This window comes from Desulfovibrio sp. X2 (genome assembly GCF_000422205.1).
Classification (GTDB): Bacteria; Desulfobacterota; Desulfovibrionia; order Desulfovibrionales; family Desulfovibrionaceae; genus Alkalidesulfovibrio.
The window spans coordinates 63970-78091 of record NZ_ATHV01000001.1; the positions used below are offsets into that span (position 1 = coordinate 63970).

Consider the following 14122-nt stretch of genomic DNA (forward strand, 5'->3'; position numbering starts at 1 on the left):
GAAGCTTGTGCGGCAGGGCGCGGCTAGCGGATGACCTGCTCCAGGGTGGAGATCAGCGAGTCGGCCGTTGTGATGACCTTGGTGTTGGCCTGGAAGCCGCGCTGGTTGACGATCAGGTTGGCGAATTCCGTGGCCATGTCCACGTTGGACTGCTCGAGCGTGGACTGCTGCACCGTGCCCAGGCCCTTCTCCCCGGCCGCGCCTTCGATGGCCGCCCCGGATTCCTTGGTCGCGGAGAAGAGGTTTCCCCCCTCGTGACGCAGCCCGTAGTCGTTCGTGAAGTCGTAGAGGGCCAGCTTGTAGATCCCCTCGGTCTGGCCGTTGGTGAAGTGGCCCGCGATGACGCCCTTGGAGTCCACGGTCAGGTAGTTGAGGTAGCCCTCTGCGTAGCCGTCCTGGTTCTGGTTCAGGGTCACCGAGGAGGAGGAGTAGCTCGTTGTGGCCAGCGCGCCGCTCGGCGTGGCGTTCATGCTCGGCAGGTTCGAGGCGTTGGAGCCGATGCCCGCGGCCGTGGCGGCGTTGGACGTGGACCAGCCCGTGCCGTCGGAGGCGATGCCGAAGTCGAGCGCTATGGCCTGCTGGGCGGCGGCCGCGCCCGAGGAGAGGAACGAGGCGTCGAACTGCGGGTGGCCGTCGGCCGAAAGCGAGGCCAGATGCCACATGCTCAGGTTTCCGGCGCTCGAGGCCGAAGGGTCCATGATCCAGGCGGTCTGGTCCGTGAGGTTGCCGGCGGCGTTGAAGGTCAGGGTGCCCGCCATCAGCAGGCCCTTTGCCCCGGAATCCACCAGGCTGCGGCCGTCCTCCGAGGGATCGACGCCGACCACGTATTCCCAGACCCTGGTGCCGCCCGCGCCGAGTCCGCCCACGCCGGTCGAGGCCGGATCGAAATAGACGTTCAGGGTGTGGGCGTTACCGTTGGCGTCGTAGACCTGGATGCCGCTGCGGTAGGCGAAGGATTCGTCGGCCAGCGGCGGGGAGCTCGTGCCGTCCCAGGCCTTGGCCAGGGCGAAGAAGGGGTTGGACGTGTCCGTGCTCCTGTCCAGGCTTCCCGAATTGAGGTTGGTGTCCATGGTCACGCTCCCGGTCGCCTGGGGCAGGGAGCGGATCACGGAGACGGTCTGGCCGTTTATGGTCTCCTGGACCACGGGCAGGTGGATGTCGCTGGTCGAGCCCGCCGTTGCGCCGGTCTGCTGGTCCATGGCGTAGCCCTGCAGCGCCATGCCCGAGGGCAGGCGCAGCACGCCCTCCTTGTCGAAGCGGAAGTTGCCCGCGCGCGTGTAGAAGGCGTTGGCCTGGCCGTCCACGACCTTGAAGAAGCCGTCCCCCGCGATGGCCAGGTCCGTGACGTTGGTGCCTGCCTCGTAGGGGCCGTTCCTGAAGTCGGTCATGATGTCCGCGATGGAGACGCCCTTGCCCACGGCCCCGGCGCCGTAGACCGTGCCGCCGTCGGATTTGTAGCCGCCCGGCTGGTCCTGGTACATCAGGTCCTGGAACAGCGTCCGGCTGCTCTTGAACCCGATGGTGTTCACGTTCGCCAGGTTGTTGCTCGTGACCTGGATCGAATTGCTGAGCGCCACGGCTCCCGTGGCGCCGACGTACATGGAACCGAACATGGTATTCTCCCGGCGTGTTCCGCGCCCCCTTTGCAGACTGACCCTGGGGGCAAAAAGTTCTCGCCGTGGCTCCCATCGCAAGGCCGATGCCACCCGCTGCGTCCTGTTCGGTCAACCCATTGTCAACGTTTGTAAAAAAATAATTTTCAGAGGGGGCGGAACGATCCTTGCGGCGCACGGGGCTGAAAAAATTGCCCCCTGCCTGCCGGGTCTGCTAGGAAGTGGGGAAACGCCACCGACACGAGGAGTTCCCGTGGACATACGCATCGCCGCCTACGATTCCGCCTCCGGCCTGGACACCCTGATCCTTCCCCTGGCCGCCGATAGCGCCCCCGCGCTGCCCGAGCCATTCACGGGCCTTGCGGCCACCCCGGGCCTTGCCGAGGCCTCCTCCAAGCACAAGGAGACCGCCTTCCTCTATGCCCCCGAGGGCTCGCCCTGCCGCCGCCTGGCCGCGGTCGGGCTCGGGGAGGCCAAGGAGCTGGACGCGGCCCGCCTGCGCCAGGCCGTGGCCGCGGGCGCAAGGCTCGCGCGCGAGCGCAAGACCGCGCGCCTCGGCGTCTCCCTCGCCGGTCTGCCCACCGTCCCCGGCGTGGCGGACGAGGCGGCCCTCGTGCGCGAGGCCGCCCTGGCCGTGCGCCTGGCGCTCTACTCCTTCAGGGAGCTGAAGACCGAGGGCGAGGTGCCCGTGGACCCGGAAGAGGTCCTGCTGCTCACGAACGGGAGCGGAGAGGAGCTTTCGGCCGCCCTGGCCCTGGCCGAGGCGGAGGCCGCGGGCATGCTCATGGCCCGCACCCTGGTCAACCGGCCCTCCAACCTGGCCTCACCGGACGCCCTGGCCGAGACCGCGCGCGAGATCGCCGAACGCCACGGCTTCTTCTGCCAGGTGCTCGGCCGCGCCGAGATCGAGGACCTGGGCATGGGCGCGTTCGCGGCCGTGGCCCAGGGCTCGCGCTCCGATCCGCGCTTCATCGTCGTGGACACCGACCCCAAGTCCGCCGCCGCGCCCCTCGTCCTCGTCGGCAAGGGCGTGACCTTCGACACCGGCGGCATCAGCCTCAAGCCCTCGGCGGGCATGGAGGAGATGAAGAGCGACATGGCGGGCGCCGCGGCCGTGCTCGGCTGCCTGGAGGCCATGGGCATGCTCGGCCGCGCGGCCGGGCTCTGCCGCGTGGTCGGGCTGCTGCCCTGCACGGACAACATGCCGGACGGCGGCAGCGTGAAGCCGGGCGACGTGGTGCGCACCCTCTCGGGCCTCACCGTGGAGATCGTCAACACCGACGCCGAGGGCCGCCTGCTGCTCTGCGACGCCCTGGCCTACGCCAAGCGCTTCTCCCCGGAGCGGATCATCGACCTGGCGACGCTCACCGGCGCCTGCCGCATCGCGCTCGGCGTGCACTACGCGGGCGTCTTCTCGGCCGACGAGGCCCTTGCCGCGCGCATCCGGGAGACGGGGGCGACGCTTGGCGACAAGTTCTGGCCCCTGCCCCTGGACGAGGCCTTCGCCAAGGAGCTGGAGAGCGAGACCGCGGACCTGAAGAACGTTGGCCGCCGCGAGGGCGGGGCCATCACCGCGGCCATGTTCCTCAAGCGCTTCGTGCCCGAGGGCGCCTCGTGGGCGCACCTGGACATCGCGCCCACGGCCTTCGCGGACGCGGCCTCCGAGCTCTGCCCCAAGGGCGGCACGGGCTTCGGCGTGCGCACTCTCCTCGCGCTTGCGCGTGAATAGTGCAGGCCGCTGAGAACGCGCCGTCTGCGGCGTCGCTGCGAAAAATTCGCGCCCTCGCGTATGTTGCAATACGCGTCGGGCGCGAATTTTTCTTGCTCCTTGCATCCGGCGCGTTTTGAGCGGCCTCGGACGGGAGGTCGTGATCGGAACAGGGCGCTGTCCGCCGGGAGCGGGCAGCGCCCTGTTTCTTTCCCGTTTGGATGTCTGCCGGAAAAATCAGGGAGAGCTGATCGCCGTTTTGGGGCGGCCTGCTAGGGCTTCAGCAGGAGATTCTGAGCCGGGCCGAAGCAGCGGCGGCGGACCCAGAGGACCACGGCCAGGCTGCCCAGCGCCGTGGCGCCCACGAGCATGAGCATGACCACGATCTGGTAGCGGATGGCCGCCAGCGGGTCGGCCCCGGCCAGGATCTGGCCGGTCATCATCCCGGGGATGAAGACGAGCCCCACGCCCATCATCGAGTTCACCGAGGGCATGACGCCCGCGTGCAGCGCCTCGCGCACCGCGTCGGCCGAGGCCTCGCGCATGTCCGCGCCGAGCGCGAGCAGCATCTCCACGCGCTCGCGCTTGTCGCGCAGCTCGGAGAGCAGCCTGTCCAGGGCCAGGGCGATGGCGGTCATGGAGTTGCCCACGACCATGCCCGAGAGGGGGATGAAGTATTCCGGCTGCCACCACGGCCTGGCCTGGACGATGACCCCGGTGACCAGCACCGAGACCACGAAGTAGGAGGCGAACATGGAGACGAAGACCGGCACGGTCACGTTCACCTTCCGCTCCTTGACCCTGCCGCGCACGATGTGCGCGGCCGAGGCCACCATGACCACGAAGACCAGGGCCACGAGGGCCGGGTTGTGCACGGAGAAGACGAAGGTCAGCACGTAGCCCATGAGGAAGAGCTGGGCGAAGGTGCGGATCGTGCCCACCACCAGGTCGCGCTCGAGCCCGAGCCGCCAGACGCGCGAGCCCGCGAGCCCGAAGAGGATGAAGCCGAGGCCGAGGCAGAGCTGCAGCGGGCCTATCTCAGCGGGCATGGCCGCCTCCTTCCCCTGTCTCTCCGTTTTCCCACGAAGCGCCCCGGTCCACGCGCAGCACGCGGGCAGCGGGCGGCAGGACGAGATTCTCGGTGTGCGAGACCAGGATCACGGTCCGCCCCTCCTCGCCGTTCAGCCGCGCGGCCTCGGCCATGACCAGGGCCGCGCTCTCGGGGTCCAGGGCCGAGGTCGGCTCGTCGAGCAGGAGCACGTCCGGGTCGAGGAGCAGGCTGCGGATGAGGCAGAGCCGCTGGCGCTGTCCCACGGAGAGACCGGCCGCCTCGTCGGAGAGCGAAACGCCCGCGAGCAGGAAGCGCGCGAGCCAGGCCGAAAGCTCCTCGTCCGAGGGAGCGCGCAGACCGTGGTTGGCCTTCAGGCTGAAGGGCAGGCGCAGGTTCGCGGCCACGCTTGCCGGCAGCACCTGGGGCGACTGCTGGATGAGCGCGACGCGGCGGCGCAGCTCGCTCGGCGGCACGAAGGAATAGGGGCGGCCGTGGAAGAGCAGCTGTCCGGCCTGGGGCTCCTCCATGCGGCAGAGCAGGCGCAGGAGCGTGGACTTGCCCGCGCCCGAGGGGCCGCGCACGACGACGAAGGCGCCGCCCGCAAAGGCGAGCGAGACGTCGTCGAACACGGGCGGCTTGCCGGGATGGGCGAAGCGCACGTGCTCCAGGGCCAGGATGGGCCCGGGAGAGGCTGTGGTGTCCATATGGTCGCTCATGGTCAGAACCCGAGCATACGGTAGACGGCGCCCATGTCCAGCGACGTTCTGACGACCTCGGCCAGCCGGTCCAGGGCCGCGTCTATGCCGTAGCGCACCTGCACCCTGCCAAGGGGCGGGAGCCCCCTGCGCCCGCGCAGGCGGTCGAGCACGGCGCGGCGGTACTCGTCGGCGTCGAACACGCCGTGCAGATAGGTGCCCCAGGTGCGGCCGTGCCCGGCGGCGCGGCCCAGCCCCTCGTCCTCGGCGTAGAGCGGGCGGCCCTCGCCCTCGGAGTCCGTCAGGCCGTGGTGGATCTCGTAGCCCGTGACCGCGCGGCCCGTGGCCAGGTCCGTGGCCGTGCGCCGGGTCAGGGTCTTGTCCGCGGCCAGGACCGTGGAGAGGTCGAGCAGCCCGAGGCCCGGCGCGGACTCGATGGCGGACTCGAGCCCGAGGGGGTCCTCCATGCGCCTGCCGAGCATCTGAAGCCCTCCGCAGATGCCCACGATCTCGGCCCGGCCGTCGAGCGCCGCCAGGGCGTCCGCGATGCCGGAGGCGCGCAGCCAGGCGAGGTCGGAGAGCGTGTTCTTGGAGCCGGGCAGGACGACCATGTCCGGCTCGCCGAGCTCGTCGCCCGAGCGCACGAGGCGCACGGCCACGTCGGGCTCGGCGGCCAGGGCGTCGAGGTCCGTGAAGTTCGAGATGTGCGGCAGGTCGGCCACGGCCACGTCCAGGACGGCGTCCTTTTTTGCGCGCGGCAGGGAGATTCCGGCCTTGAAGGAGACGGAATCCTCCTCGGGCAGGCCGAGGTCGGGCAGCCAGGGCACCACCCCGAGCGTGGGGCGGCCCGTGTGCAGGCGCAGGAAGTCGAAGCCCTCGGCCAGCAGCGAGGGATCGCCCCGGAACTTGTTGAGCACGAAGCCCGCCACCAGGGCGCGCTCCCACTCCTGTAGACAGTCCATGGTCCCGGCCAGGGAGGCGAAGGAGCCGCCGCGGTCGATGTCCGCGGCCAGGAGCACGCGGGCGCCCGCGTGGCGCGCCATGGCCATGTTCACGATGTCGTGGGCCTTGAGGTTCACCTCGGCCGGAGAGCCCGCGCCCTCGAGGACCATGACCCCGGCTCCCGCGGCCAGCTCGTCGTAGGCCGCGCAGACCGTGCCGAAGACCCGCGGCTTGTAGTCCGTGTACTCGGCCACGCGCATGTTGCCCACGGGGCGGCCGAGCACGATGACCTGCGAGCCCGTGTCCGAGGAGGGCTTGAGCAGCACCGGATTCATGCGTGCGTCCGGCTCGCGGCCGGATGCCAGGGCCTGCGTCACCTGGGCGCGGCCCATCTCCCCCCCGTCCTGGGTGACGAAGGAGTTGAGCGACATGTTCTGGGCCTTGAAGGGGCAGGGGGCGTGGCCGTCCTGCAGGAGCACGCGGCACAGTCCGGCCGCGAGCACGCTCTTCCCCGCGTTGGAGCACACGCCCTGGACCATGATCGCGGGCGTGCGGCGGTTCTTTCGCGCGGGCGCGCGGCCGAGGACTCGGGCCAGGGCCTCGGCCAGGCGTGCGTTCTCCTCGGGCGGCCTGACGGCCAGGCGGAACCAGGAGGCGTCAAGCCCCGCGAAGTTGTCGCAGACGCGGACGGCGATGCGCTCGGCCAGGAGCCGTTCGGCCAGTCCGGGCGCGTCCGCGACGGGTCCCGCGCCCTTCGGGCCGCCCGCGAGCAGGCGGCAGAGCAGGAAGTCGGCCTCGCCGGGAAAGACGGCGATCTCCGGGAAGGCGGCGAGCAGGCCGCGCAGGTGCTCCCGGTACTCCCGGCAGGCGGCCACGCTTCGCGCGCGGAATGCGTCGTCGGCCAGGCCGCGCGCGCCCACGGCCTGGGCCAGGGTGGAGCACTGCCAGGGCGGCAGGAGGGCGGCGATGCGGCGGATCGTCTCCGGAGAGGCGGCGCACAGCCCCAGGCGCAGCCCGGGCACGGCCAGGAACTTGGTCAGGGAGAGCAGGACCACGACGTTCTCGGGCCGTCTGCCCGCCAGCCGGTCGGGCTCGCCGGGGAAATCCGCAAAGGCCTCGTCCACCACGAAGAGCGAATCCGGCCGCCGTCCGGCGAGGCCGCGCAGGTCGTCGGCCGCGAATCCCCGGCCCGTGGGGTTGTTCGGCCGCCCCAGGAAGACCATGGCCGGGGCGGCGGCAAGCTCGGCGTCCAGCCGGTCGAAGGGCAGGGCGAAGCCGTCCTCGGGCACGAGGGGCAGATGGTCCGGCCTGAGCCCGGCGAGGGAGGCGGCGCGCGCGTAGTCCACGTAGGCCGGGCCCGGGATCAGGGCGCGGGCGAAGGGCGCGCCGCGCGGACCCGCGAGGCGGGGCAGGGCGTAGAGGATGTCGCTCGTGCCGTTGCCCGCCAGGAATTCTTCGGGCGCGCCGCCGTAGCAGGCGGCTGCGGCCCGGCGAAGCTCCACGGCCTCGGGGTCCGGGTAGTGCACGGCGCTCGAGAGCGCGCCCGCGACCACGCTGCGCAGCCAGGGCGGAGGGCCGAGAGGGTTGATGTTGGCCGAGAAGTCCAGGATGTCCTCGGGACCGCAGCCTGCCTGCGCGGCCAGGGCCCTGAGGTTGCCGCCGTGCGGCGCGGTGCGGGGAGCCATATGGCCCGCTGCCTATCCCGAAAGGCCGCTGCGGGCAAGGGGCAGGGCAAAAGGGCCTGCCCCCTGGCGCAGTGCGGCGCCGCCGCTACTGCCCGGGCGCGCCCTGGGGCTCGGTTTCCCGCGTCGGGCCGGGAGACTGGGGATTCGTCTCAGACGGGAAGACCGTCGCGCCCGGCTGCACGCCCTGGGCGGGCGCCTGCACGGGCTCCCTGCCGGGCGCGCGATGGATCTGGGTGGTGGCCGGGGCCTGGTGGCGCTCGCGGAAGCTGCGGGTGTCGGCCGGGGCCTGGCCCGGGTTCTGTCGGCGCATCTGCTGCATCTGCTGCATGCGCTGGCGCATCTGCTCGCGCTCCTGCGGGGTGGCCTTCTGCCAGCGCTCGCGCGCCTGCTGTCGCTGCTCCGGGGTCATGGACTGCCAGCGCTGGCGAAGCTGCTCGCGCTGCTCCTTGGGCATGGCGTGGTAGCGCTGCCAGGCCTTGCGGATGCGCTCCTGGTCCTCGGGGGGGAGCTTCTTGTACTCCTCGTAGTGCTGGCGCACGTGCTCCTTCTGCTCGGCAGGGAGGCTCTTCCAGCGCTCGAGCTTCTCCTTGGCCGCGGCCTGCTGTTCCGGGGTCATGGACTGCCAGCGCGCCGCGCTCTGGCGCAGCCGCTCCTGGCGATCCTCGGGCAGGTTGCTCCAGTTCTCCTTGAGCGGGGCGAGCACGTTCTGCTCGGCCGGGGTGAGGGCATCCCAGGAGACGGCCCGGGCGACCCCGGGCAGGAGCGCCAAGGCCAGGGCCAGGCAGAGGATATGCTTTCTGATGCTCATCGGCGTGTCTCCCGAAGCCTCCCCAGGAGGGATCTTCCGCGAGGCGGCCCGCCATGGGCCGTGCCTGCCGCTACTGCGCGGCGGTCTCGCCCGTCTCCCGGGTCGTCTCGTTCATCATTCTTCTGCGTCCGGCCGAGCCGCTTGCGGAGCGCGGCCTGCTGTCCCGGCCCCTCTTCCCGCCCGCGGGGTCGCCGTGAAACGGCGGCAGCCGTGCGGGGGGTGAAGCGGCAGGCCGTGCATGCAGGGAGTTTCGTTCATCGGTGTCTTCTGCTCTTCGGCCGCGTCCGGCGTCCGTTCGGGCACCGGACGCGGCCGTCATCACGAGCAGGAGCGTCTCGAAAAGTTTCTCGGCGGGATCAGGTCCGGCTCGGGTTCTCGGCCGCCAGCCAGGTGTAGAACTCCAGGTTCTCATAGAGGTCCAGAGAGTCGGGCGCGGCAGCCAGCTCCACTTCCAGGGGGTGGTTCGCCTGGTGCGGCAGTTCGACCGGGCCGGGCACGAGGAAGAAGAAGGCCGCGGCCGTGGCCGCCGCCAGGGCGCCTCCGGTGAACAGGCGGCGCCCGGACAGGAAGTGCCCGGACAGGAGCCTGCCCTTGGCCGCGCGCTCCATGGCCCGGTAGCGGGCGCGGGTCAGCCGCGAGCGGGTGCCCCCGCTCATGGATTCGAGGGAATCGTCCAGCACCGCCGTGAGGTGACGCACGAAGGCGTCGGCGCGCGGGGCGAAGTCGTCGGCCCGCGCATCCGCACGGTCGTCCGGATGGAGGATCGTTCCGGGGGTGTCGTGGCACGAGGTCATGGCAGCCGTTCTCCGAGCAGGCCGCGCAGGCGTTCCACGGCCCTGTGGTAATGAGTCTTCACCGATCCCTCGGAGCAGCCCATGGCCTGGGCCGTCTCGGCGAGGGAGAGTTCCTCCCAGGCCCGCAGGAGGAACGCCTGCTGCTGGCGGGGAGGGAGTGTCCGTACCGCCGCCTCGACCGCTCCCAGGGTGTCGTTCTCGGCAGCCTGGGCCTCGGGAGTGCGGCATTTCTCGTCCGGGACCTCCTGGATCGGGTCCCGGGCGTCGTCGCTTGCGCCGTCCCTGGAGAAGGCGTCCAGGAAGGCGCGCCATCGGGATCTGACCATGCTTCGCCTGCGCCAGTCCCGGATCTGGTTGTGCAGGACGCCGAAGAACAGGGGGCGCCATTCCTCGGAAGGCTTGTCCGCGTATGTGCGCAGGAACTTGTAGGCAGCCTCCTGGAACACGTCGAGGGCCTCCTGTTCGTGCCCGGTCGCAATCCGGGCAATCCGGTAGGCCCGCCGCTCGATAGAGAGCAGAAAGGCGTCCAGTGTTTCGGCGGAGGGCTTCCCCATAAAAAGTATGGTCTATGTCGCGGACGGCCGCCCGGAGGGCTCGGGCGGCCGCCCGCCATCAGGCCGCGTGGCGCCGCGCTCCTTGTCCGCCTGCCTCCGGCCGGGTGCGTCCTCCGGCGGCGGCAGGGTATGGGTCGGTCGGCAAGGCTTTCATGCGCATGGCTTATCCATTGTTGACGCCCCGTGGCCCGTTTCACTTGATGCTAACGCGCGAAGCGCCGACCCGGTTGACCACACAACGATTTTTTTTACGGTCTACGGCCTTTGCACCCGGCGGGCAAGCGCCTTGCCTTGATTTCTGCAAGGATGTACGACATCCCACCTGTGCAATTTTCGTGTGGAAGGAGCTCTTTCGTGAACGTCTTCGATGAACTTTCCTGGCGCGGCCTCGTGCATCAGGTCTCGGACGCGGACAAGGTCCGCGGGTATTTCGCCACTCCGGGCCGCACCGCCTATTGCGGCTTCGACCCCACGGCCCCGAGCCTGCACGTGGGCAACATGGTGCCCCTCATCTCGCTCCTGCGGCTGCAGCGCGCCGGGCACCGCCCCATCTTCCTGGCGGGCGGCGGCACAGGGCTCATCGGCGACCCGAGCGGCAAGGACGCGGAGCGCCAGCTGCAGTCCATGGAGCGCATCGGGGCCTCGCTGGCCAAGATCCGCGCCCAGGTGGAGCGCATCTTCGGCGGTTCCGTGTGGATCGAGAACAACGCCGACTGGCTGCTCTCGCTCTCGGCCATCGGCCTTCTGCGCGACGTGGGCAAGCACTTCACGGTCAACTGGATGATGGCCAAGGACTCGGTCAAGACGCGCATCGCGCGCGAGGACGTGGGCATCTCCTACACCGAGTTCAGCTACATGATCCTGCAGGCCTACGACTTCTGCCATCTGGCCGAGGCCCACGGCTGCCTGCTGCAGATCGGCGGCTCGGACCAGTGGGGCAACATCACGGCCGGCACCGAGCTCATCCGCAGGAAGCTCGGGCTCGAGGCCTTCGCCATGACCTTCCCGCTGATCACCACGGCGGACGGCAAGAAGTTCGGCAAGTCCGAGAAGGGCGCCATCTACCTCGATCCCGAGATGACCCCGCCCGCCGACTTCCACAACTTCTGGATGCTGACCGACGACCGCGACGTGATCCGCTTCATGAAGTACTTCACCTTCCTCACCCAGGAGGAGATCGGCGAGTACGAGCGCGCCGTGGCCGAGCGGCCCGAGCTGCGCGAGGCCCAGGGCCGCCTGGCCGCCGAGGTGACGCGCATGGTCCACGGCGAGGAGGTCCTGGCCGGGATCGAGCGCGCCCACGCCGCCCGCTTCGGCGGCGGCGCCTCGAGCGCCGAGGAGCTCTACGCCGCGGTCAGGGGCAGCGCCCCGAGCGTGGAGTACGCCGAGCTTCCGGACGTTCCCCAGATGCTCGTGGACCTCGGCTTCGCCCCGTCCAAGGGCAAGGCCAAGGAGTTCCTCAAGCAGGGCGCGGTCAAGATCAACAACGCCGTCTTCTCCGAGCTGACCTTCGCGCCCGCGCCCGGCGACCTCATGGGCGGCGACGCCTTCCTGCTGGCCATGGGCCGCAAGAAGCTCGGCCTGGTGCGCCTCAAGGCCTAGAACGACCATGGCAGGACAGCTCGCCCTCGTTCTCATGGCCATCCTGGCCGGGGTCACCGCGCCGGTGCAGGCGGGGGTGAACGCCCAGCTGCGCACCTTCCTCGGCAGCGCGCTGGCGGCCTCCTTCGTCTCCTTCCTGGTGGGCACAGTGGCGCTCGCTGCCGTGCTGCTGCTGAGGCGCGAGGCGGTGCCCTTCGGCCCGGCCTTCGCCCAGGCGCCCTGGTGGACCTGGTGCGGCGGCTTCCTGGGCGCCTTCTTCGTCACCGTGACCATCGTGGCGGCCCCGCGCCTGGGCGCAGCCACGACCATGGCCCTGTTCGTCACCGGCCAGATGGTGGCCTCCCTGATCATGGACCACTTCGCCCTGGTGGGCTACCCGGAAAACCCCGCCACGCCCATGCGCATGGTCGGGGTGGTGCTGCTCATCGCGGGCGTGGTGCTCATCAGGGGATTCTGAGCGCAGGGGACCCGGAGCGGAAATTCAGGCGGAGAACGCGTCGGCGACGGCGAAACGACCGACAGGGCATTACAGGAGGAAGCGGATGGCATCGCAGCTCGGCGTGTTTGCGCGCATGGTCAAGATAGAGCACTCGGTCTTCGCCCTGCCCTTCGCCTTCACCGGCATGTTCTGGGCCGCGGACGGCTGGCCCGGCTGGCGCCCCTTCCTGCTGGTCACCGTGGCCATGGTCGCGGTGCGCTCCTTCGCCATGGCCTTCAACCGCCTGGCCGACCTGGACATAGACCGCAGGAACCCGCGCACGCAGGACCGCCCCCTGGTCACCGGCGAGATGGGCCGGGGCACGGCCTGGGTCCTCACCGCGGCCATGGGGCTCGTCTTCGTGGCCGCCTGCGCGGCCATGAACCCGCTGGTGCTCAGGCTCTCGCCCCTGGCGCTCGGCGTGGCCGCCGTCTACAGCCTGACCAAGCGCTTCACCTGGCTCTGCCACTTCGTGCTCGGCATGACGCTCGGGCTCGCGCCCATCGGCGGCTGGCTGGCCGTGACCCCGGAATTCACGCCCCCGGCCGTGCTGCTGGCGCTCGGCGTGACCTTCTGGGTGGCGGGCTTCGACATCCTCTACGCATGCCAGGACGAGGCCTTCGACCGCGCCCAGGGGCTGCATTCCCTGCCCGCCGACTTCGGCGTGACCACCTCGCTCACCCTCTCGAGCTTCTGCCACGTGAACACCGCGGTCTTCTTCCTGGTCGCGGGCTGGGCGGACGGGGCAGGCTGGATCTACTTCGCGGCCATGCTGCTCGTGGGCGCCGCCCTGGTCTGGGAGCACACGCTCATAAAGCCGGACGACCTCTCCAGGGTCAACCTGGCCTTCTTCACCCTGAACGGCGTCATCTCCATGGCCGTGCTGGCCGCCGTGCTCCTGGACATCTGGCTGGCCTGATCCGCGCAAGCCCCCTTGTCATCGCCGCCCGGGCACGGCACAATCCGCCGCCATGAGAGCCTGAACACGGGGCGCCGCCGCGTGCGGCCCGGATTGCGGTCCGCGGGCCGGGCGTCCCGCCTGGGAGACGTGCCATGGGTGTGCTCGAGCGCATTGTCGGCCGATTCCGTCCCCGCGAACTGCGCCTGGACTGGGCGCAGATCGAGGTCACCACGCGCTGCAACGCGCACTGCGTCTACTGCCCGCGCACGCAGGCCGGGACGGCGTGGCGGAACCGCGACCTCGATTTCGGCCTCTTCTCCCGCCTCCTTCCCCAGCTTTCCCGCACCGCCCACCTGCACCTGCAGGGCTGGGGCGAGCCCCTGCTGCACCCGCACCTCCTGGAGATGATCCGCGCGGCCCACGCGCAGGGGCTGCGCACCGGCACGACGACCAACGGCGTGCTCCTGACCCCGGAGCTTGCCGTGGAGCTCGTGCGCTCCGGGCTCGACATGCTGGCCGTCTCCCTGGCCGGCACGGGCCCGGCCCACGACGCGGCCAGGCCCGGCGCGGGGCTCGACGCGGCCCTGGCCGCCATGGACGCGCTGGTCGCGGCCCGGGCGCGGCTGCATTTCGCGACGCCCGCGCTGCACGTGGCCTACATGCTCCTGCGCGGGGCCGAGGACGAGCTCGAGGCCCTGCCGCGCCTGCTCGAGGGGCGCGGCGTCTCCACCGTGGTCGTCAGCACCCTGGACTACGTGGCCGCGCCGGACCTCACGCATCTGGCCTTCACCGATCCCGGGGAGATCGCGGCCGTGCGCGCGCGCCTCTCCCGCCTCGCCGCCGCGCTCGCCTCCAGGGACGTGGCGCTCGTCTACCGCCTGCCCGGGCGGCACGAGGCCGCGCAGTGCCCGGAGAATCCCACCCGCGCCCTGGTGGTGGACGCCGCGGGCGGCGTCTCGCCCTGCGTCTACACCTGCATCCCGGCCGCGCCGCCGCACCCGGCCGCCGCCCTACGCCTCTCCTTCGGCAGCGCCGAGGAGGAGGGGCTGGCCGCGATCTGGCAGCGGCCGGGCTACGCGGCCTTCAGGGCCGCCTGGCAGGCGCGGCAGACGCGGGATGCGGACGGGTACGGGACGAAGGAGAGAAAAGAGGCGGAGCAGGCGACGCAGAGGCCGGAGGACGGGCAGGACAAAGGGCCGCTGCCGCGGCCCTGCGACGAGTGCGCCAAGCGCTTCGTATCGTGAGGGGAAGGCCGCGGGCGCGCAAAAGGCCGGGCCCCCGCCCCGGCGCC

13 protein-coding genes are annotated in these 14122 nt (G+C 70.8%); 6 read left to right on the forward strand and 7 right to left on the reverse strand.

Annotation, left to right across the window (positions count from 1 at the left end; all coding sequences use genetic code 11):
* Positions 1–23 precede the first annotated feature (23 nt).
* Complete coding sequence (locus DSX2_RS00280) at positions 24–1613, reverse strand: flagellar hook protein FlgE (RefSeq protein ID WP_020879011.1); 1590 nt, start codon at positions 1611–1613, stop codon at positions 24–26.
* Between the two features lie 253 nt (positions 1614–1866).
* Here DSX2_RS00280 and DSX2_RS00285 point away from each other — a divergent pair, with 253 nt between their 5' ends.
* Positions 1867–3342: a leucyl aminopeptidase gene (locus tag DSX2_RS00285; RefSeq protein ID WP_020879012.1), complete on the forward strand. Its 1476-nt coding sequence runs from the start codon at positions 1867–1869 to the stop codon at positions 3340–3342.
* Between the two features lie 251 nt (positions 3343–3593).
* Here the strand turns inward: DSX2_RS00285 and fetB are convergent, their stop codons facing one another.
* The 4 genes from fetB to DSX2_RS00305 all read right to left on the reverse strand — a co-directional run bounded on the left by fetB (position 3594) and on the right by DSX2_RS00305 (position 8502).
* Positions 3594–4370, reverse strand: a complete 777-nt coding sequence (gene fetB / locus DSX2_RS00290) for an iron export ABC transporter permease subunit FetB (protein WP_020879013.1) — start codon at positions 4368–4370, stop codon at positions 3594–3596.
* Complete coding sequence (locus DSX2_RS00295) at positions 4360–5076, reverse strand: ATP-binding cassette domain-containing protein (protein ID WP_020879014.1); 717 nt, start codon at positions 5074–5076, stop codon at positions 4360–4362. Before DSX2_RS00295 ends, fetB begins: the two co-directional genes overlap by 11 nt.
* A 14-nt stretch (positions 5077–5090) precedes the next feature.
* Positions 5091–7694, reverse strand: coding sequence for a cobyric acid synthase (locus tag DSX2_RS00300; RefSeq protein WP_020879015.1), 2604 nt, complete (start codon positions 7692–7694; stop codon positions 5091–5093).
* 85 nt (positions 7695–7779) lie between these two features.
* A complete protein-coding gene (locus DSX2_RS00305; RefSeq protein WP_020879016.1) occupies positions 7780–8502 on the reverse strand; it encodes a DUF3106 domain-containing protein in 723 nt (240 codons plus the stop codon).
* Between the two features lie 53 nt (positions 8503–8555).
* Here DSX2_RS00305 and DSX2_RS18475 point away from each other — a divergent pair, with 53 nt between their 5' ends.
* Complete coding sequence (locus DSX2_RS18475) at positions 8556–8699, forward strand: hypothetical protein (RefSeq protein ID WP_020879017.1); 144 nt, start codon at positions 8556–8558, stop codon at positions 8697–8699.
* Between the two features lie 159 nt (positions 8700–8858).
* Here the strand turns inward: DSX2_RS18475 and DSX2_RS17345 are convergent, their stop codons facing one another.
* Entirely contained in the window at positions 8859–9296 is a 438-nt protein-coding gene (locus DSX2_RS17345) for a hypothetical protein (protein WP_020879018.1), read from the reverse strand.
* On the reverse strand, positions 9293–9850 hold the full coding sequence (locus DSX2_RS00315; protein WP_020879019.1) for an RNA polymerase sigma factor: 558 nt from the start codon (positions 9848–9850) through the stop codon (positions 9293–9295). The genes DSX2_RS17345 and DSX2_RS00315 overlap by 4 nt, the downstream gene beginning before the upstream one ends.
* Before the next feature lie 354 nt (positions 9851–10204).
* Between DSX2_RS00315 and tyrS the strand changes: the two genes are divergently transcribed.
* The 4 genes from tyrS (at position 10205) to DSX2_RS00335 (ending at position 14075) form a co-directional block, all read left to right on the forward strand.
* Positions 10205–11452, forward strand: coding sequence for a tyrosine--tRNA ligase (tyrS, locus tag DSX2_RS00320; protein WP_020879020.1), 1248 nt, complete (start codon positions 10205–10207; stop codon positions 11450–11452).
* Between the two features lie 7 nt (positions 11453–11459).
* Positions 11460–11909 (forward strand): DMT family transporter, encoded by a 450-nt coding sequence (locus tag DSX2_RS00325; RefSeq protein ID WP_020879021.1) that lies wholly within the window; start codon positions 11460–11462, stop codon positions 11907–11909.
* Positions 11910–11994: 85 nt separating this feature from the next.
* Positions 11995–12849: a UbiA-like polyprenyltransferase gene (locus tag DSX2_RS00330; RefSeq protein WP_020879022.1), complete on the forward strand. Its 855-nt coding sequence runs from the start codon at positions 11995–11997 to the stop codon at positions 12847–12849.
* A 134-nt stretch (positions 12850–12983) separates the two neighbouring features.
* A complete protein-coding gene (locus DSX2_RS00335) occupies positions 12984–14075 on the forward strand; it encodes a radical SAM protein (RefSeq protein WP_020879023.1) in 1092 nt (363 codons plus the stop codon).
* Positions 14076–14122: the final 47 nt, after the last annotated feature.

Coding starts and splice junctions, on each gene's coding strand:
- DSX2_RS17345 (WP_020879018.1), bottom strand. CDS start 9,296: ATGACCTCGTGCCACGACACCCCCGGAACGATCCTCCATCCGGACGAC.
- DSX2_RS00300 (WP_020879015.1), bottom strand. CDS start 7,694: ATGGCTCCCCGCACCGCGCCGCACGGCGGCAACCTCAGGGCCCTGGCC.
- DSX2_RS00315 (WP_020879019.1), bottom strand. CDS start 9,850: ATGGGGAAGCCCTCCGCCGAAACACTGGACGCCTTTCTGCTCTCTATC.
- DSX2_RS00325 (WP_020879021.1), top strand. CDS start 11,460: ATGGCAGGACAGCTCGCCCTCGTTCTCATGGCCATCCTGGCCGGGGTC.
- DSX2_RS00330 (WP_020879022.1), top strand. CDS start 11,995: ATGGCATCGCAGCTCGGCGTGTTTGCGCGCATGGTCAAGATAGAGCAC.
- fetB (WP_020879013.1), bottom strand. CDS start 4,370: ATGCCCGCTGAGATAGGCCCGCTGCAGCTCTGCCTCGGCCTCGGCTTC.
- DSX2_RS00280 (WP_020879011.1), bottom strand. CDS start 1,613: ATGTTCGGTTCCATGTACGTCGGCGCCACGGGAGCCGTGGCGCTCAGC.
- DSX2_RS00305 (WP_020879016.1), bottom strand. CDS start 8,502: ATGAGCATCAGAAAGCATATCCTCTGCCTGGCCCTGGCCTTGGCGCTC.
- DSX2_RS18475 (WP_020879017.1), top strand. CDS start 8,556: ATGGGCCGTGCCTGCCGCTACTGCGCGGCGGTCTCGCCCGTCTCCCGG.
- DSX2_RS00295 (WP_020879014.1), bottom strand. CDS start 5,076: ATGGACACCACAGCCTCTCCCGGGCCCATCCTGGCCCTGGAGCACGTG.
- DSX2_RS00335 (WP_020879023.1), top strand. CDS start 12,984: ATGGGTGTGCTCGAGCGCATTGTCGGCCGATTCCGTCCCCGCGAACTG.